General features: G+C 68.2%; 18 protein-coding genes and 2 pseudogenes. 10 read left to right on the top strand and 10 right to left on the bottom strand.

The features are described 5' to 3' along the window. Positions 1-302: 302 nt before the first annotated feature. Complete coding sequence (locus OIE74_RS21430) at positions 303-923, bottom strand: GOLPH3/VPS74 family protein (RefSeq protein WP_329386085.1); 621 nt, start codon at positions 921-923, stop codon at positions 303-305. Positions 924-1,068: 145 nt separating this feature from the next. Next, complete coding sequence (locus OIE74_RS21425) at positions 1,069-1,797, bottom strand: pentapeptide repeat-containing protein (RefSeq protein ID WP_329386083.1); 729 nt, start codon at positions 1,795-1,797, stop codon at positions 1,069-1,071. A 137-nt stretch (positions 1,798-1,934) separates the two neighbouring features. Between OIE74_RS21425 and OIE74_RS21420 the strand changes: the two genes are divergently transcribed. Together OIE74_RS21420 and OIE74_RS21415 are read left to right on the top strand one after the other, a co-directional pair. After that, positions 1,935-3,101 (top strand): NAD(P)-binding protein, encoded by a 1,167-nt coding sequence (locus OIE74_RS21420; RefSeq protein ID WP_329386081.1) that lies wholly within the window; start codon positions 1,935-1,937, stop codon positions 3,099-3,101. 104 nt (positions 3,102-3,205) lie between these two features. Next, the gene (locus tag OIE74_RS21415) at positions 3,206-4,261 is read left to right on the top strand and encodes a zinc-binding dehydrogenase (RefSeq protein WP_329386080.1); all 1,056 of its coding nucleotides are present in this window, start codon (positions 3,206-3,208) and stop codon (positions 4,259-4,261) included. A 42-nt stretch (positions 4,262-4,303) separates the two neighbouring features. Here the strand turns inward: OIE74_RS21415 and OIE74_RS21410 are convergent, their stop codons facing one another. From OIE74_RS21410 to OIE74_RS21400, 3 genes are all read right to left on the bottom strand, one after another. Beyond that, entirely contained in the window at positions 4,304-4,807 is a 504-nt protein-coding gene (locus OIE74_RS21410) for a hypothetical protein (protein WP_329386078.1), read from the bottom strand. 87 nt (positions 4,808-4,894) lie between these two features. Continuing rightward, entirely contained in the window at positions 4,895-5,437 is a 543-nt protein-coding gene (locus tag OIE74_RS21405) for a GNAT family N-acetyltransferase (RefSeq protein WP_329386076.1), read from the bottom strand. 24 nt (positions 5,438-5,461) lie between these two features. Next, a complete protein-coding gene (locus tag OIE74_RS21400) occupies positions 5,462-6,322 on the bottom strand; it encodes an aminoglycoside phosphotransferase family protein (protein ID WP_329392377.1) in 861 nt (286 codons plus the stop codon). Positions 6,323-6,438: 116 nt separating this feature from the next. Between OIE74_RS21400 and OIE74_RS21395 the strand changes: the two genes are divergently transcribed. Both OIE74_RS21395 and OIE74_RS21390 read left to right on the top strand, forming a co-directional pair. Then, positions 6,439-6,855: a rhomboid-like protein gene (locus tag OIE74_RS21395; protein WP_443076182.1), complete on the top strand. Its 417-nt coding sequence runs from the start codon at positions 6,439-6,441 to the stop codon at positions 6,853-6,855. Beyond that, positions 6,852-8,246 carry an NAD(P)/FAD-dependent oxidoreductase gene (locus OIE74_RS21390; protein ID WP_329386075.1) on the top strand — a complete coding sequence of 465 codons (1,395 nt, stop codon included), beginning with the start codon at positions 6,852-6,854 and terminating at the stop codon, positions 8,244-8,246. The genes OIE74_RS21395 and OIE74_RS21390 overlap by 4 nt, the downstream gene beginning before the upstream one ends. A 9-nt stretch (positions 8,247-8,255) precedes the next feature. Here the strand turns inward: OIE74_RS21390 and OIE74_RS21385 are convergent, their stop codons facing one another. The 3 genes from OIE74_RS21385 to OIE74_RS21375 form a co-directional block, all read right to left on the bottom strand. After that, positions 8,256-9,197, bottom strand: coding sequence for a phosphotransferase family protein (locus OIE74_RS21385; RefSeq protein ID WP_329386073.1), 942 nt, complete (start codon positions 9,195-9,197; stop codon positions 8,256-8,258). A gap of 21 nt (positions 9,198-9,218) precedes the next feature. Continuing rightward, complete coding sequence (locus tag OIE74_RS21380) at positions 9,219-9,887, bottom strand: hypothetical protein (protein ID WP_329386070.1); 669 nt, start codon at positions 9,885-9,887, stop codon at positions 9,219-9,221. Between the two features lie 425 nt (positions 9,888-10,312). Further along, entirely contained in the window at positions 10,313-10,462 is a 150-nt protein-coding gene (locus OIE74_RS21375) for a hypothetical protein (RefSeq protein ID WP_329386069.1), read from the bottom strand. Between the two features lie 256 nt (positions 10,463-10,718). Here OIE74_RS21375 and OIE74_RS21370 point away from each other — a divergent pair, with 256 nt between their 5' ends. Continuing rightward, positions 10,719-11,615 (top strand): PIN domain-containing protein, encoded by an 897-nt coding sequence (locus tag OIE74_RS21370; protein ID WP_329386067.1) that lies wholly within the window; start codon positions 10,719-10,721, stop codon positions 11,613-11,615. Positions 11,616-11,760: 145 nt separating this feature from the next. Here OIE74_RS21370 and OIE74_RS21365 read toward each other — a convergent pair whose 3' ends face one another. Together OIE74_RS21365 and OIE74_RS21360 are read right to left on the bottom strand one after the other, a co-directional pair. Next, a complete protein-coding gene (locus OIE74_RS21365) occupies positions 11,761-12,603 on the bottom strand; it encodes a hypothetical protein (protein ID WP_329386065.1) in 843 nt (280 codons plus the stop codon). Between the two features lie 373 nt (positions 12,604-12,976). After that, positions 12,977-13,886 (bottom strand): IS5 family transposase gene (locus tag OIE74_RS21360; RefSeq protein WP_443076370.1). Its coding sequence is split into 2 segments (ribosomal slippage): positions 12,977-13,438 and positions 13,440-13,886, totalling 909 coding nucleotides; the frame shifts between segments, so codons are not numbered across the junction. A 273-nt stretch (positions 13,887-14,159) separates the two neighbouring features. On the opposite strand from OIE74_RS21360, the pseudogene OIE74_RS21355 reads away from it, so the two are divergent. The 5 genes and pseudogenes from OIE74_RS21355 to OIE74_RS38655 form a co-directional block, all read left to right on the top strand. Then, positions 14,160-14,826, top strand: a pseudogene (locus tag OIE74_RS21355) (tyrosine-type recombinase/integrase); the annotation flags it as partial. 289 nt (positions 14,827-15,115) lie between these two features. Next, complete coding sequence (locus OIE74_RS21350) at positions 15,116-16,114, top strand: DUF4365 domain-containing protein (protein WP_329386063.1); 999 nt, start codon at positions 15,116-15,118, stop codon at positions 16,112-16,114. A gap of 100 nt (positions 16,115-16,214) precedes the next feature. Further along, positions 16,215-16,751 carry a hypothetical protein gene (locus OIE74_RS21345; RefSeq protein WP_329386061.1) on the top strand — a complete coding sequence of 179 codons (537 nt, stop codon included), beginning with the start codon at positions 16,215-16,217 and terminating at the stop codon, positions 16,749-16,751. Between the two features lie 291 nt (positions 16,752-17,042). Continuing rightward, a complete protein-coding gene (locus OIE74_RS21340) occupies positions 17,043-17,321 on the top strand; it encodes a GntR family transcriptional regulator (RefSeq protein ID WP_329386059.1) in 279 nt (92 codons plus the stop codon). Positions 17,322-17,475: 154 nt separating this feature from the next. Next, positions 17,476-18,101 (top strand): annotated as a pseudogene (locus OIE74_RS38655) (phosphotransferase enzyme family protein). Positions 18,102-18,165: the final 64 nt, after the last annotated feature.

Raw genomic sequence — 18,165 nt, 5'->3', positions numbered from 1 at the left:
GCGTTCCGATTCGCATCGCCATTCCGACCTGCTACGACGTGGTCCGACATCGCCTCATGTGGGGTGAGATGGGCGGACCCTCGCGCCCCTGTCGGACGTTTTCGGATTGGCAGGAGTACAACCAACGAAGCCGGGCAGGCGCACTTGTGCCGGGTCGCCACCAGGAACCGCCACGCCGGTTCACCCCCCACATGGCTGAGCCCCCGGAGCACATTGAAGACCCCGGCCCGCCCCCCCCCACGGTCGGGGTCTTCCGCTCTCTCCGCAGAGGTGGCGTCATTGGCCTCGGCGGACAGACGGTGTCATTCGCCTCGCCAGATGTTGTCGAAGGCCGCCTGCTCGATGGAGCGCCGCTGCCGTTCGGCTTCCAGGTCCCTCAGCGCGTTGTGGACGGCGGCCAGGACCGCCGCCGTCGGCTCGTCGGCCGCACCCGGAGGGCCTTCGGGCTCGTCTCGTATACGGAGGGCCGTACCGAGCGAGGCGAGGACCGGCTCGTTCGATGTCCAGCGGTCGAGTGCCGAGCGGCGGGCGGGGGAAACGGTCAGCACAAGGCGGCTGGTCCCGAAGGGGATCCACCGTGAGCGGCGCCGCTGGGTGATCAGCCCCTCGGACCTGAGAGCCGCGAGGTACTCGGCCGCCAGACCGCCGCCTCTGCGCCACAGCCAGTCCTCGACCGTCTCGTACGGTGCCTGCCGGGTGAGCGCGGACGACGCCTCGTTCAACAGACGGTCACTGATCGCCCCGTCCTCACCCGGCACGGTCTCACCCGGCACGACGCGGTCGTCCTCCAGCGTCGCGACCCCCGCGTTCAGGAGGTCGATCAGCTCGGCTCCGGCGAGCGCGAGCGACAGATCCCCCTGTCCCGGAAGGTCGCCGGACGCCATCCCCAAGGTGGTGATCAACAGGTCCCGTGGTGTGGTCATGGACGGCTCCACGTCGGGTGCACAGCCGCTACGGGCGACTGGGTGGCCGGTCGGCGCCCCGTCGGCACGCACGCACCATCACCACCACCTTCCACCGTACGGATCAAGGGCGCCACCTGCATCCCGCGCCCCCGGCTCCCCCCGCTCAGCCGCCCGGCGCGTCCTCCACCCGTACGCCGATCTGCGCCGCGAACGCCGGCGCCAGATCGAGCAGCTGCGACGTACTGATCACCGCGCCCGCCAGCCTGTCGACCCCGCGCGCGATGCCCAGCTCGGCGACGGTCCGCAGGTCGACGTTCTTCATCCGGACGCCGCTGAGGTCCGCCTCCTTCAGGACACAGTCACGGAACTCGACGCGCTCCAACTCCGCTCCCCCGAAGTCCGGTTCGGCGAGGACACAGCCCTCGAACACCACGTCCGTCAGCTTCGCCTTCCGCAGATTCAGATAGTCGATCTTGCCGCCCCGGATCAGCACCCGCTCGAACACCGAGCCGTGCAACTGCACCCCGCCGAGCCGCGCGTCCACCACCTCGACATCGCGAAGCGACGCTCCCCCGAGATCCGTGCCCACCCCCCGGATGCTCTCCAGGACGCAGTCGATGAAGCGCGCCCGGCCCAGATCCGTCCGGTCGAGCCCGCACTCGCGCAGCGCGCAGTCGATGAACCGCGCCCCCGGACCCTCCTGGTCGGCCAGATCCAGCCCGCCGAACTCCTGCCCGTCGTACTCCCCGTCGGGCTCCAGCTCCCCTTCGTACGACACCAGTGGCGGCAGCCGGACCTCCGGCCGCCGCGCCGCCAGCACACCCCTGCCCGCCGTTCCCGTCTTCCCCGTCCTACCCGCCGCTGTCTTCCCTGCCGCTGTTCTCCGAGCCATGACCCCATCGTGACGTACACCACTGACAACGCCCCCGAACAGGGCCTCCGCGGTGTCACAAACAGGCCCTCGGTTCCGTCACTTACTGGGAGACCTCTGCACACATGGAGACCGTGAACGAGCGAAGGGCATCAGCCATGGACCACATCACCGTCGTCGGCGGCGGCTTCGCCGGACTGACCGCGGCCATCTCGGCGGCCGAGTCGGGCGCCAGGGTGACCGTCTTCGAGGCGCACCACACCTTCGGCGGGCGGGCCCGCACCTCCGAGGGGCCGTACCGCGCCAACGAGGGCCCGCACGTCTTCTACCATCGCGGCCCGCACTGGGCCTGGCTCCGGCAGCGCGATCTCCTCGGCCCGATGGCGCGCGTGCCGGCCCTGGAAGGCGCCCGCTTCCGTTTCCGCCGCGACGGCGCCCTCCGCAAGGCACCGCCCTTCGGGCTGCTCAAGGCGAGCCGTATGAGGGCCGAACTGGCGCCCGTGGACGTCGACTTCCACACCTGGGCCACCGAACGGCACGGCCACGACGCGGCCGTGGCCGCCGCCCGTTACTCCGCCGTCGCGCTCTTCCACCACGACCCGGGCTCGCTCTCCGCCGCTTTCGTCCAGGAGCGGCTCCGGCGCGCCGCGACCATCCCGCCGGAGGCCCATGTCGCGGTCGGCGGCTGGAGCCAGGTCATCGACCGGATGCTCGGCCGGGCCTGGAATCTGGGCGTACGCATCGAGACGGTCGCGCGCGTCGACACCCTCCCCGAGGACGGACCGGTGATCGTCGCGACGTCGCTCGACTCGGCCCGGCAACTGCTCGGCGACGACAGCCTGCGGTGGGAGAGCGGGCGCACCGCCCTGCTGGATCTCGCGCTGACCACGCGCAAGGGCGATCCGTTCGTCATCTGCGATCTGGACGCGCCGGGCTGGCTGGAGCGGTTCACCGCCGCCGACCCCTCCCTCGCGCCGGCCGGTGAACAACTGCTCCAGGGCCAGTTCCCGGTCGGCCCCGACGAGTCCTCGGCCATGGGCATCGCGCGCGCCGAGGGCCTGCTCGACCTCGGCTTCCCCGACTGGCGCGAACGCGCCGTGTGGCGGCGCCAGTCGCTCGCCGCCGGCCGTACGGGGGCGGTCGACCGGCCGGGCACGACCTGGCGCGACCGGCCGCGCATCGACCGGGGCGACGGTGTGTTTCTCGTCGGCGACCAGGTCGCGGCGCCGGGCGTGCTGTCCGAGGTGTCGTTCAACAGCGCGATCGAGGCCGCCTCGCTCGCGATGCGGAGGGTCGCGTCGGTACGGCTCCGCCGCTCGGCTTGACCTCAAGTCCGCTTGAGGTCGGAGGCTGGCTTCCGTACACGGCACCGCACCGGGACACGCACACCGGTCACGCGCCGCGCCCGGACACCACGAGGGAGCCAGCCATGCACGCCATCCGCCTCCACGCCTTCGGGCCCGCCGAGAACCTTCTCCACGAGCGGACCGACGACCCGGTCCCCGGCCCCGGCCAGGTCCGGATCGCCGTCGCCGCGGCCGGGGTCCATCTCCTCGACACCGCCCTGCGCGAGGGCATGCCGGGACCGTTCCCCGCGCCCGTCGAGCTGCCGACCATCCCCGGCCGCGAGGTGGCGGGCACGGTCGACGCGCTCGGCGATGGCACCGACCCGGGCTGGCTCGGCAAGCGGGTCGTCACCCATCTGGGCATGGTCCCCGGCGGTTACGCGGAACTCGCCGTCGCCGACGCCGCCAGGCTCCACGAGATCCCGGGCAACCTCGACGCCGCCGAGGCGGTCGCCATGATCGGCACCGGCCGCACCACCATGGGCATCCTCCAGTTCACGACCCTCGGCCCCGAGGATGTCGCGATCGTCCCCGCAGCCGCGGGAGGCATCGGCACGCTCCTCGTCCAGTACGCGAAGAACGCGGGCGCCACCGTCATCGGCCTGGCCGGCGGCCCCGCCAAGGTCGCGCGCGTCGCCGAGAACGGCGCCGACCTCGCCGTCGACTACACGCTGCCCGACTGGCCCGAGCAGGTCCGCACCCACCTCGCGGAACGCCGCGCCGGACACTTCGCCGGACACCATGCCGGACGCCACGCCACCGTCGTCTTCGACTCGGTCGGCGGTGACACCGCCCGCGCCGCCGTCGACCTCCTCGGCAAGGGCGGGAAGCACATCGTGTTCGGCTGGTCGGGCGCGGGCCTGCACGACGGGGAGCCGCTGAGCTACTCGGAGGAGGAGCAGGCGGCGCGCGGCATCACCTCCGAGGGCGTCCTCGGCCCCGTGATGCTCCAGAAGGCGGGCGGCGACGTACGCGCACTGGAGATCCGCGCACTGGAAGAGGCAGCGGCCGGCCGCCTCCGTCCCGCCGTACAGCGCTTCCCGCTCGCCGAAGCGGCCCGTGCGCACCGCGCGCTGGAGACACGCGGCACGATCGGCAAGGTGGTCCTGGAGCCGCCGGTCAACGGAACCGGCGCCTGAGCCCGCCGGGCGCGCTCGGCCCGAACGGGCGCTCTTCCGGGCTCAGTCCGACGACGCGCCGGGCGCCTCCAACCGCTCGGCCAGCCGGTCGAGCCCGCCCCTGATCAACTGCCCGTACCCGTCGTCGCCCAGCGCCCCCACCGCGCCCAGCCCGCGCGCCAGATGCTCCCGGGCCGGCTCCAACTCGCCGAGCCGCCGGTACACATCGCCGAGGTTCAGATGCAGCGACGGGTAGAACGCGGCCACCGGACTCACCACCCCCGCACGCCGAGCCCGCTCGTCCGACACCAGATCCGCCGCCTCCAACGCCCGTAGATCCCAGACCAGTTCCTCCCGCGGGTCGTCCTGGACATCAGCCATCGAGTGGGCGAGCGCGCATATGTGGAACGGATCGCCGTCCGCGCCCAGCCGGTCCCAGACGCCGGTGAACACCCCCCGGGCGGCGTCCCGTTCCCCCCGCCGCCCCAGCTCCATACCGCGCCCGATCTCGGCCATCACGGGATCGGGATCGGGCTGCTGCTCCACGGTCTCGGTCGACTCGGACACGGGTCCCCCACTGGAAAATCGGCGACATCTGCACTCGTCACCGAGAGTAAAGGCACCCACTGACAATCGAGCCGCCGATCACCGGCCTCACGCGCCGAGCGCACCCGCCGAGCCCGCCCCGCTCCCCGAGCCCGAAGCACTCGCGGCGCCCGCCGCACCCGCCGCACCCAGCTTCGCCAACTCCCCGTCCGTCAGCCGGAACACCGTCCACCCGTCCTGCGGCCGAGCCCCCAGCGCCCGGTAGAAGGCGATCGACGGCTCGTTCCAGTCCAGCACCGACCACTCCAGCCGCTCGTACCCGCGCTCCACGCAGATCCGCGCCAGCTCCGTCAGCAGCGCCTTCCCGTGCCCGCCGCCGCGCAGCTCCGGACGGACATACAGGTCCTCCAGATAGATGCCGTGCACCCCGCGCCACGTCGAGAAGTTCAGGAACCACAGCGCGAACCCGGCCACCGCGCCCCCGTCCGTTTCCGCGATGTGCGCGTACGCGGCGGGCCGCTCCCCGAACAGCGCCTCCCGCAACTGCGCCTCGGTCGCCCGCGCCTCGTCCGGGGCCTTCTCGTATGCCGCCAGTTCACGGATCATCGCGTGGATCACCGGAACGTCAGCGGCCGTCGCCGTACGAATCATGACCGCAGCCTGCCCTCTCGGCGGCTACCGCGCCAGCAGAGTCCGGCCCATGGCCGCCCACGTCGGTGCCAGCGCCCGCTCGCCCTCGCGCAAGCCCCACAGACAGTTCTGGAGCACCCGCCCCAGCGACCACGCCCGCGCGCGCTCCCGGTCCAGCCCCATGACCTCCGTCATCAGGTCGAACCTCCAAAGGATGTCGCCCTCGTCGAACCGGTTCGCGATCGCCGGCAGCAGCTCGAACCCCGGATCCCCGCCCAGCGGCTTCGGATCGATCGCCAGCCAGGGCCCACGGTCCTCACCCCTACGGGGTGTTGGCGCCAGCACGTTCGCGAAGTGCAGATCCCAGTGCAGCAGCCGGTCCCCCGGCTTGCCCGCCACCTCGCGTACGGCCGCCGCGCAGTCCCGGAGCAGCCGCCGCTCCGCGCTGTCGGCGAGCAGACGCACCGCTGTCGGCGCCTCGTCGAGCATCGCCTCCGCGATGTCCCCCAACCCGCGCAGCCCCGCCGGCGCGGGCCGCGCGGTCAGCCGGGCCAGCAGCTCCGCGATGACCCGGACCCCGTCCCGTACGCCGACGGCGTTCAAGTCCCTTGCCGCGTCCAGCCGTTCCAGCAGGAGCGTGCCCGACTCCTCGTCGTACTCCAGCAGCCGTACCGCGCCGTCGCCGTCCCACGCCCGCAGCGCGAGCGGCTCACCGGCCGTCTCCGCGTCGAGGCTCTGCAACTTCAGCACCGCCGGCGTACCGTCCGCCCGCTCCACCGGCAGCACAAGCGCGCACATGCCGTGCATCGCCGGGCCCGTACGCCGCAGCTCCCACCTCTTGAGGAAGTCCGCGGCGCGCTCCGGGAGCGCGGCGATGAACGCACGCCCCCGCGCACCCAGAAACATCGACTGCGTCCGTACCAACTCCGCCGGGATCTCCACCGCACCGAGCCTACGGGCGCGACGCCCCGCCCGGAATGTCGATCCCCGCGAAGAACCCGCCCCCGTGGGTGAATCACCCCATGCGCCGCCATCTCCGCAAGGCCGCCCACATGTTCCGGCCCGCGGCCCTCGTCACCACCGCGGTCGCCGCACACCTCGGCGCCACCCTCGTCAGCGAGGCCGCCCTCGACCGGGCCATCCGGCAGGGCCGCGCCCATGAGGCCGCCGCAGGCACCCTCGACGTCGGCGGCGGCTACGCGCTCGCGGGCGTCGTCGCCGTCCTCACCTACCGGATCGCCCCGCCGTGGCGGCCTCCGTACGGAGGAGCCGTCGTCATCCTCTACGGCGTCCCGCTCATCGCGGGCCCGGACTTCACCGACATCGGCCGCTTCACCGCCGTCCTCATCGGCCTCGCCTGCTATCCCCTCACCCGCCGCCTCCCCCGTACCCGGGACCTGGACACAGGCACGGAGCGAGGTGTACGAACACCCCCATGAGCAGCACCATCAACGGCGGCATCTCCTTCTGGTACGCCCAGGACGGCATACCGGCGCCCCGCGAACCCCTCTCCGGCGACGCCACGGCCGACGTGTGCGTCGTCGGCGGCGGCTTCACCGGCCTGTGGACGGCGTACTACCTGAAGAAGGCCGCGCCCTTCCTCAACATCACCGTCCTTGAAGGCAAGTTCTGCGGATACGGTGCCTCCGGCCGCAACGGAGGCTGGCTCTACAACGGCATCGCGGGCCGCGACACCTACGCCCGCACCCACGGCCACGACGCCGCCGTCCGCCTCCAGCAGGCCATGAACGCCACCGTGGACGAAGTCGTACGCGTCGCCGCCGAAGAGACCATCGATGCCGACATCCACCAGGGCGGCGTGCTCGAAGTCGCGTACACCCCGGCCCAGCTCGCCCGGCTCAAGGACTTCCACACCGCCGAGACGGCCTTCGGCGAGACCGATCGCGTCCTGCGCGGCGCCCGCGAGACGGCGGAGCGCGTACGGGTCACCGGAGCCGTCGGCTCCACCTGGACCCCGCACGGCGCCCGGCTCCACCCCGTCAAACTCCTCAAGGGCCTCGCCGGGGCCGTCGAAGCGCTCGGCGTCACCATCCACGAGTCGACACCCGTCACCGAGATCAAGCCCAAACACGCGATCACCCCGTACGGCACGGTCCGAGCGCCCTACATCCTGCGCTGCACCGAGGGCTTCACCGCCAACCTCAAGGGCCAGAAGCGCTCCTGGCTCCCCATGAACTCCTCGATGATCGTCACCGAACCGCTGTCCCCCGAGATCTGGGACACCATCGGCTGGGAGGGCCGCGAAACCCTCGGCGACATGGCGCACGCCTACATGTACGCCCAGCGCACCGCCGACGACCGCATCGCGATCGGCGGCCGGGGCGTGCCCTACCGCTACGGCTCCCGCACCGACAACGACGGCCGCACCCAGCCGGCCACGATCACCGCCCTGCGCGACATCCTGGTCCGCTTCTTCCCCACCGCGGCGGGCGCCCGCATCGACCACGCCTGGTCCGGCGTCCTCGGCGTCCCCCGCGACTGGTGCGCCACGGTCACCCTCGACCGCGCCACGGGCCTCGGCTGGGCGGGCGGCTACGTAGGCTCGGGCGTCGCCACCACCAACCTCGCGGCCCGCACCCTGCGCGACCTGATCCAACAGGACTCCGCCCAGGGCGGCCCCACGGACCTCACGACCCTGCCCTGGGTCAACCACAAGGTCCGCAAATGGGAACCGGAACCCCTGCGCTGGCTCGGAGTCCACACCCTCTACGCGGCCTACCGCACGGCGGACCACCAGGAGTCCACGTCCCACACCCCCACAACCCCCCGCCTGGCCCGCCTGGCGAACCGCGTCTCGGGCCGCCACTGACACTTCGGCTCAGCCCAACGTGTCCATCAGGATGCTGACGTAGGCATCCAGTCGCTCCTCCACGGCCCGCGTCGTCAGCTCGGCCCTCCCCGTCTCCTGCCATGCCCGTGCCACCAACCGCACGTCTTCTGAGAACGCCAGCGCGTCCCGCACCTGCCAGTACAACCGCTCACTCGCGCCCGCCGCCAGGACCCCGCCGGCCTCCTCGTACGCCTCGGCGAACCGCGGCCCCCACCCCGGGCCGTGCAGCAGGGCGAGATTGGTGGAGCAGTGCGCCACATCGAGATCCGCCGGCCCCCAGGAGGCCCCTGCCCAGTCGACAACTCCGCTGATCCGGACACCTGCCCGCCCTGGGGGCGGCACGTCGAACAGCACGTTGCCGGGATGGAAGTCCCTGTGCAGGAACCGCCCTTCATAGGAGGGCGCGGGCCTGCGGATCACGTCGATCGCCGCGGCCCATGCCGCCGCGTCCGCGCCCTTCGGAGTCACGATGGTGTCGGCGGTCGTCAACGCCACGTACTCCGGGGGCCGTTCGGCGGGCCGCAACGCGTGGATCGCCACGAGCTGACGGGCCAGCAGAGGGACGCGCGTCTCCAACCCCTCGTCGTCGAGGACCGTCCGCCCCGCGAGATGTGTCATGAGGAGCGACGGATACTCACAATGCGCCCCGCCCGCGTCCACCGCGACCAGCCCAGGAGCCGTCACCCCCCTCCCCACGAGCAACCTCAGAGCACCGGCTTCCCTCTTCAGAGAGTCCTCGGCATCCCCCACGCCGACGAAGGTCCGCAGCACCAGCTCACGGGTCCGTCCGCCCCGCGCTCCGATGGTCAACCGCCGCATCTCGGCGGTGATCCCACCCCGCAGCGCCTCGACCCCGACGACCCGCTCACCGACCTCCAGGTGCTCGCCCACCCAGGCCAGAGTCAACGGCCGGACAGCGTGCTCACTCACGACACACACACCGCAGCGATCTCAGCCACCATCCGCCTCGACGCCTCCTCGCAGCCCCCACTCGTCAAGCCCCGAGTAGACCAACGCGACTCGGCCTCTAGGGAAGCCGAGGGATTCCGCCTCCCCGTTGTAGAACGCCACCAGGGAGTCAGGGCCTCTCCACCACGTGTCAGCAAGACCCATTGTCTCGCGCACCGGCTCGTAGCCGTCCAGCGCGACCCCGTCGACGTCATCGCCGACGAGTTTGGTGACCTGCTTCGCCCACATGGAAGCGTGGTGGGCCAGCGCGAGCGATTCCACCCAGCCCTCGACGGTCGCGTGGAGAGGCACCCACCCATCCCCATGGATTCCGAACTCACCACGCGGACCGATCATGAACGAGTAGGGAACCGAGGCCCGCTGCGGCCCGGCCTCGAACCACGACCCCGCGGAATCCGACTCGGGCGAGTCCGGATCGAAGTACTTGGGCCCTCCGTCGTAGTGCGGCGCGGGCGGCAGCACGAGACCGCCCCATCTCTCCTGGTAGGCCGCCATCCGGTCGATCACCGCCGCAGGAACGCCTCGCTCAAGCCACCACTGCCTGTGCCCCTCCACCGGCCGGACATCGGCCTTGACGCCGTGCGCGCGGACGAACGATCGGGCTCGCAGAGTCAAACCATCAGGCACATCGTCGAAGAGGTTGAGGTTCACGACCACGACGCTACCCACCACCCCGAAGGCCGACGGCCCCCGGCACCTCAAAAAACCCCAGGCCACCGGCAAGGTGACCTGGGGTTCCCTGTTGAGCCCCCTGTCGGATTCGAACCGACGACCTACGCATTACAAGGGCCTGCAAGATCATCCCGAGTGATGTTAGGCGGTACCGCCGAATCCTGTTTCGCCTGGTCAGAGACGTGCAGCCGCGATCAGACTGACGCGTGGTCCAACCCCGTGCCATATCGTCCGCTCACGCATCGCTCACGCACACGGCCGGCCGAGGACTTGTCCGGCCGATCATGGTTGTGAGCTGTCGGGCAAGATGCCCGGGTGAGTCTCATCGTGAAGTTCTTCGTCGCGCCGGACGACACGTCGGCGGGTCTAGGGCCCTCCCGACCGGACCGGGGCGGGCATTCGAGTCACTGTCCTTTGGGGACTTCAATCCCGAAGAGGCTGTGGTCAAGTGGGAATGCCTTCTGGTCGGCGGCAGTTTCGAGGAACTCGTCGAAGCCGGTGAGCCTCGCATCGTCGCTGGCCAGGACAACGACGGGTGCGTCGCTGTCCCTCATAAACTGCGGTCCGATCCTCCCCAAGGGCTCACTCGGAGCGCGTGAAGGACTGGGCAACGGAGCCCTGAGCTGGATGACTTGGTACACGATCTGACATCCCTGTTCCCCGCCCCCGAGAACCGCCGTATACGGGAGCCTGCCGGTGCGACGATGTACCTGGTCCACCGCAACGACGCGGCGGTCAGGGCAAACAAGGGATTGGCCCATGCTGCGGCCCGGTACGAACTGTGATGACGCGATCAAATTTCTGCAGAACTTGACCACAGGCGGCCTCAACGGAGTCCAGAGCGCCGTACCCCACTTCCCCTACACCCCCTTCAACGTGTCGTCGACCTCGGAGAGACACGCGCAGGACGCGGCGGTAGGACACGCCCGCCGCAAGTACGACGAGTGGACGTTGACGGCTTCCACGCAGTTGCTGAAGTTGTTCGCGGATCGCTCGGTCGCGGCCCGGGTGCGCGGTGACCGGTACAGCTACATCGTGCACGGACAGTTCCCGTCCGACCGGTGGGCGCAGCTGATCCACGGGGAGATCCAGGAGCTGCGGACGTACTTCATGGAGCTGACCAACGACCTGTTCGCGATGCAGGAGCGGCACAAGAACCACCGAGTCCGGACTCTCGTGCTGGACACCAACGACCTGCTGCACTGGTCCCGGTACGACACGATCCCGTGGGAGAAGGCGTACAGGCCGGGCACGGTGGTGGTCATCCCTCATGTGGTGGTGGACGAGATCGACAAGAAGTCGTACACCGTCAACGGCAACGTCCGTAAGCGGGCCCGCGCGGTGTTCTCGCTGCTGGAGGAGACCATGACGGCCATCGAGACCACGGGGGAGTACAGGACGCCGGGAGGGACCGTGATCGAGATCCTGCGGGATGAGCCCGGCCATGTGCGACTGCCGAACAACGACGACGAGATCGTCGCGCGCGCCAGCTACCTCCAGCAGGCCATCGCCCCCACCCCCGTCACGGTGATCACCGGGGATAACGGAATGCGAGCGCGGGCACTCGCCTGGGGCCTGAAGGCCGGCAAACTCGACGCGAAGTACAGCGTCGACCAGCAGGCCAAAGCGGCGGAGACGAGTGAGGGCCTGGAAGAGATCACCGTCACCGCGGAGGCCGGCATGGCCTCCACGGACGCCGCCGACTGACGCAGCACCCGTGAACAGGAGGGCCGGAGCCTGTGACAGCCGGGGGGGGCGAGCCGGCCGTCTCGTGCGCGACGGGGCAGGGTGCGGCGCCGCAATTAGTCGTCACCGGCAGCAAGCCACTCCCCAGCACACGTCGTTGAAGCCATTAACCAGAGCGCGTAAAGAGCTCCAGCTCATAAGACAATCCGCGCGCAGCCGCAACAAAATCGAGCGCGCCTTGCACTGATACAGGCTCACCATGCACGGCTCGGTTTCGGAGCGCTCTCAATTCGCTCAGGTTCTTCACCGACGAGGCTGGCATACCCGCACGACGCATCTCATCCGCGAGGTTGCGAGGCCGGCCAGCCCGTGGACCGGACCACGCTGCTGGCAAAATGCGCTCACCCAGATCGCGAACTGCCTCCCACGCAGTGATGATCGCTCCCACAGGGGATACGGCGGCCACGGCGCCCGCTTCATCTAGCCTTCTAGCCCAGGCACTCTCCGTTGAGCTGGAAGACCCTCCCAGCTCCGGTATAAGCCCCCGCACCTGTGTCTCCAGCGCCCTCAACCGCGCTCGCGCCCCCGACGCCTGTAGCCGGTTTTCCGACTCCTCAAAGGTCTTCAGCGCTTCGAGCACTTCCAGCCGCTCTCGCTCCAACTCCTTCAGTCGCACCAGCGCCGCCAACCGCGCTCGCACTCGCGTGCCTGCAGTCTCCTCTCTCGGCACCGACACCGGCACCCGCTCCGGCAACTCTTCCGACTCGGGCTCCGGCTCCGGCAACTCTTCCGGCTCCGGCTCCGGCTCCGGCTCCGGCAACTCGTCGGTACGTAGTCGCAGGTGACGTGCATCAGCTTCGAAGTCCGCGGCTCCAAGCGGAGTTTCCAACCTCGTCAAGCGTCCAAATGCTTCACGTAGGTGTGCTCGCAAGAACCACATGAGCCCGATCACCGTCACGGGCCAAATGACGACCTTCAGATATTCAAGAACAAGCTTTGAAACCTCCACGTGCCCATGCTGCACATACGAATGTGACTCGGGGGACTGATCTTGAGCACCGTTACGGAGGTGACACACCGTGGCGCGCCCCATCACCGACGGAGACCGTGCATCAGTGCGCCGCCTGCACAGTCAGGGCAAGGGGCGGAACGAGATCGCACGCGCCATCAAGCGCCCCGGCTCGACCGTCTCGAAGATCGCAGCCGACATGGACCCGCCGCTCACGTTCGAGCGCGGATCTGAGGTGGTCGCCGCCACTGAAGCGCGCCGTATCGACCTGGCGGCCCGCCGCCTGGACCTCGCGCACGCCCAGCAACCGGCCCTGCGTGCGTCCAGACTGCCGGACGCCGTCCCACAGTCCGCAAAGGACTTGTCCGGCCGATCATGTTCGGAGCCAGATGGTGAGGGCTGCGGCGGTTACGGTGCCGAGGTAGACGTAGCGGCGTTTGTCGTAGCGGGTGGCGACGGCTCGGTGCTGCTTGAGCCTGTTGATGGCACGTTCGACGGTGTTGCGTTTCTTGTACCGGTGTTCGTCGAAGCCGGGTGGCCGTCCGCCGCGTGAGCCTTTGCGTAAGCGGGCGGCCTGGCTGTCGGTCTTCTCCGGGATCATGTGCCGGATGCCCCGGCGCCGCAGGTACTTGCGGCAGGGGCCGTTGCTGTAAGCCTTGTCCACCGCGACGCTGTCCAGTGTCTTGCGGGGCCGTCCCGGGCCGGCTTTCGGTACGCGGATCTTGTCCAGGACGGGCTTGAACTGGGCGCAGTCCGCCCCCTGGCCCGGAGCCACGATCAGGGACAGCGGGCGGCAGCGGCCGTCCGCGCTCAGGTGGAGCTTGGCGAGCGGCCCAGGCCCTCACCTCCCGCACCACCTCCACCAGGCGGGCGTGCAGGCTCTGCCACGCGGTCTCGCCCTGGTGTTCTGCCAGTTCGGCCCCCTTTGGGGCCGGCGGCGGGTCGGTGCGGGCGCCGGCCGCATGCTGATGCGCCCGCACGACGGTGGAGTCAACCGAGATGTCCCAGTCGATCTCACCCGCCGCATCGGCGGCGGCCTGGACCTGCTGGAGCAGAAGCTCCCACGTCCCGTCACCGGACCAGAGACGGTGCCGTTCGTAGACGGTCTTCCACGGCCCGTACCGGTCGGGCAGGTCACGCCACTGCACGCCGGTCCGAACCCGGTGCAGAATCCCGTCGATCACCTGCCGGTGGCACCGCCACCTGCCACAACGCCTATTACTGACCGGCAGGAACGGCCGCAACCGTTCCCACTCGGCATCGCTCAGATCACCCCGCCCCATGTCCACATCAACGACCTGGACGCGGAGTAGTCACATGATCGGCCGGACAAGTCCTAGCCGCTGCAACGGCTGGCGGCTGCGTTGCGAGCAATCCTGGGCTGAGGACGGCCCGTTGACCACATCATCTTCCCCCCGTCCCTGTTCTGAAGCGCCGTGCTCGCAAAGACACTCACCCCGTCCAGATCCAATCCTTCCGTGCCACGACGGTTTTCAAGACGGTGCGGATCGCGCGACGACAATGCCATCTGACCTGCATGAAAGGCGCTTAGAAGCCGCTGCGGTACTGACCTGGGACCACAAATGGACCACGGGAAACGGCGCGAGACGAAGGACACCAAGACGCGCGCTGGCAAGCGTCCGATCGGTATGCCCGAGGAGCTCCTGATGCGGCACAAGGAGGAGCAGGAGCAGTCCCTTGCCTAGGACTGGGTGGAGAAGGGGTACGTGTTCACCTCGCCGACCGACAGGCCGCTCAATCCCAACACCGACCTCCACCGGTGGAAAGATCTACGCAAGGCGGCGAAAGTCCGTGACGGCCGCCTCCACGACGCCCGGCACACTGCCGCGACTGTTCTGCTCATCCTCGGCGTATCCGAAGCGGTCGTCGACCGCATCATGGATTGGGAACCGCGATCTGAGGGCATCCGGGCTCCGTGACCGGATTCCCGACCGCCGGTGCGTCCATCACGCCCATGCCGAGTTCCTGCCCGGCGGCGAACGGCTCAACATCGGCAGCCCTGAGCAATTGTCCGCGCTGGCCTGCGAGTTCGAGACCGATCTGTACACGGACTTGCCGGTCCGGTGGCACACCACACGGCGCCCCGGCCAGGAGATCGAGACCCAAGTCCGCGGCACTGTCGTCGCTGCGTTCGACGAGACTTGCGCACAGGTAGTGGACCGGGCGAGGAGCCCGGAAGGTATGAGACATCGACAGCTATGAACCCGCCATCAAGTGCGGTCTAAAGACCAGCTCCAAGCCCGATTAGCGCGACGGAGCCCGGAAACCGCCAAAGGTTTCCGGGCCTCCATGCGCGCATCAGTCGACGAGGTAGTGGGAGAACGGTAAGCAGACGGCAGTGTACGACGCCGGCCGTCAGCGCGCTGAACAAAGACCAGGACAACGAACGACCCTTGAGAAGGCCAGGTCAGCGCGTGGTTATGCGGACGTGACCAGCCCGGGTTGTCGGTGCCTGCCGTTATCCTGGCGGTCGCTGACTTCAGGGGGGCCAGTGTCAACTGTCCGTGGTAGTCGCAAGATCGAGAGGGCGGGCGTCAACGCCCTTCGCGCCCTTCTTGAGGAACACGATCACCTCGTTCAGGAGATCGACGGAGGCAACGATCACGGCGAGGACATGATCGTTAACTTCACGCGCGGCAGCAAGAGGACGCCTTACTGGATTGCCATTCAGGTGAAAAGTGGCAAGAAGTATAAAAGGGTCAAAGGGTACGCCATCCCCATAGATGACCATTTCGGCGACTGGCGACAGAGTCGCATCCCCATCATTGGCGTCGTCTACGACATGAAAAAGAAGGAACTGTTCTGGGTAAACCTTACTGAACAGTTACAGTCCTTAGATGAGAGCCCCGGATGGGTTCAAGTAGCCAACACCTCGCGGCTTAACTCTGACACGATTGACACCTTCTATGCGGAGGTTGCGGCTTATGCTGGTGATGCCAGGATGCGGATTCGCGCGGCGAACCAGGAGGATGCGCTAACCGAAGCGGTCCGAGCCAGGCATGGGCTAGATCCTGAAACGGCACCCAACCCGCTATTTGAGGACCTTGCCGACTTTGCGCTTCGGCATGAAGAACGTCTCCGTGTTTTTCGCAAGGATCTAATTCGATCCCTCCCCATCCAAGTTCTAGTTCTCATCATGCTGTGGGAGTGGCCTCGGCAAATCAGCTTCGCTGAAGGGTCCGCAGACTGGGTGAACCCAGTCGTCTGGGTGCTCAGTCTCTACCACTTCATGCTGTTCATGGCGCTTACCATATTCTTCGAATTCAGGGCCGGGCGAGTCCCTAGGGAGACGGGGAGGTGGCTCTCTATCATTGCGAGCAACTTTCTTTGGATCCCAATAATGGACCCTAACGGCGATGGTGGATGGTGGGGTGCATTTTGGATTTATGCAGGAATCCTCGTGCCATCGTTCGGTCTCAAATTCTTGATTATTAGTTTCGTCGGGTTCGCTCGTGACCGCAAGAAAAGGCAGCTCGAACCCGATATGTGAGTCAACTGCGGTCTAGCGTGTGCGTACCCGGTGATTTCGGGCGGGTACGACCGATTCTCACAGCGCCGAATGGTCCCCGGGGAAGCGAAGGAGCAGGATTATGTATGACTGCGAGGGATGCGGGCGTCCCAGCCGGGAGGGGCTGTTCTTCGGCTCCGGGAAAGAAGCGAAGTGGTGGTGCTCGCGGTGCCAGAGCGCCAGCCAGAAGAAGCTAATCAGCTCTCTGGATGACCGCTCCCGGGACGTGCTCACCCGTGATGCCGAAGGTGTGGACTGGCCCTTCGGCCCGAACGTCTACGTTTATATGCGCGCGGACCTGCTGGACTGGGCGGACCGATACGACCTCAGGAGTGGCAGCACAGGGTGTTCGTCTGGACTGCACTGGCTTGACAAGGGCCGCTGCGCCAAAAGGGACTGCCACGGCAGGCCGGGGTTCTACGACCACACGAGCAGGCCCGCTCTGGTCTTTAACCAGCCGTACAGGCAGGTCAACCTGGCTGAGATTTGGAAGCTCATCAGCGAGTACCCGTCTCTCACGGCCGAGGTGGGGCCCGAGAGCTGGTACGGCTCAGGAACCTTCGCTGTCCACATCTGGAATGACAGCAACCGTGCCGATGCTGGTCGTCCGCACCGTTAACCGGCCATCGAGGGGCTTCACCGGATACGAGACCGTCGTTCAGTCGCAGCGTACGTGGCAACCTTGTTTCCGTTAGGTGCCCACGGGCCACCGCCGAGGTCGAGGAAGGGAGCCCACGTGCCGCAGGGCAGTCCGCGAGGTACGTACCTGGAGGTCTCCGAATCCCTCCGCGAGAAGATTCAGAGACGGCGAGATCACTGAAGCGCTGCCGTCTCAGTCAGCACTCGTGAGCGAGTATGGCTGAGCCGCAGCACCATCGAGCGGGCGCTCGCCGCGCTCAAGGCCGATGGTGTGATCGAGTCGGTACAGGGCGCCGGATGGTTCGTGGCCGGGACTGGCGACCGCCGGCCGTTGGTCGAGCGGCGCACTGACCTGTTGCGCGGCGAGGGGGTGAAGGTGGGCGACCGCTTCCCGACCGAGAAGAAGCTGTGCGAGCGGTTTGGCGCGTCCCGGACCGCCGTGCGCTCTGCCATCGAGCAGATGGAAGGTCAAGGGCTGATCGGGAAGGGGGCAGGGCGAGAGAGGGAAGTCCTCACGCTGCCGGCCGAACGGGAGGCGCAGACGGCATGACGACGACAGAACGCACGGAGTTCGACGCGGATGCGGCAGAGCCATCCTTCGCCGGGCATGCGCAGTCGCCGACCTGGAGCCGGACGGCATCGAGATCCTTCGGCTAGGCGACCATGCCGTCTTCCGTGTCGACGGTGGCCGGATCATCGCGCGGGTGGGAAGGGGCGCCGACCGCCTTACCTCGGTGCGGCGAGAGTTAGCCGTTGCCCGGTGGCTCGTGGACCAGGGGTATCCCGCCGCCCATCTCGTCACGGACGCCGAACAGCCAATCGTGATCGAAGACCAACCGGTCACCTTCGGGGAAGTGCTCGCAGACGGCGACACCTACGCGAGTACGGCGGAAATGGGCGTGCTGCTACGGCGGCTCCACGACCTAGAGCCGCCACCTTTTCACTGCCGCGACTCCAGCCGTTTGACAAGGTCGCGAGCCGCCTGGAGGGTACTGCCATCCCGGAGAGCATTCGTGCATTTCATCGCTCGATGGCGAGAGATTTGAAGTCCGAGTATGAGCGCCTCGAATTCTCGCTTCCGTCGGGTCACCTGCACTGTGACTTCAACGTGGGTAATGTCCTGCGTGACGCGGCCGGACATCCGCGCGTAATTGACCTGGACGGATTCGCCACGGCCCCCCGTGAGTGGGACCTGACGCAAACAGCCATATACCACGACAGCTTTGGATGGCATACGGAAGCAGAGTATGCGGATTTCGTGGCTGGTTACGTCTTCGACGCGCGTGAATGGGTCGGGTACGCAGTGCTGCGGAGTGTTCGAGAACTCTGATAGTCACGTGGCTCTCGCAGAACGCGGGCCCCAAACCCTCGGGCCGCTTACGAGGTTGAGAAGC

Origin of the sequence: Streptomyces sp. NBC_01716 (genome assembly GCF_036248275.1) — a bacterium.
Lineage (GTDB): Bacteria > Actinomycetota > Actinomycetes > Streptomycetales > Streptomycetaceae > Streptomyces.
Note: the sequence above shows the minus strand (reverse complement) of the source record. Positions and strands in the feature narration are given on the sequence as shown.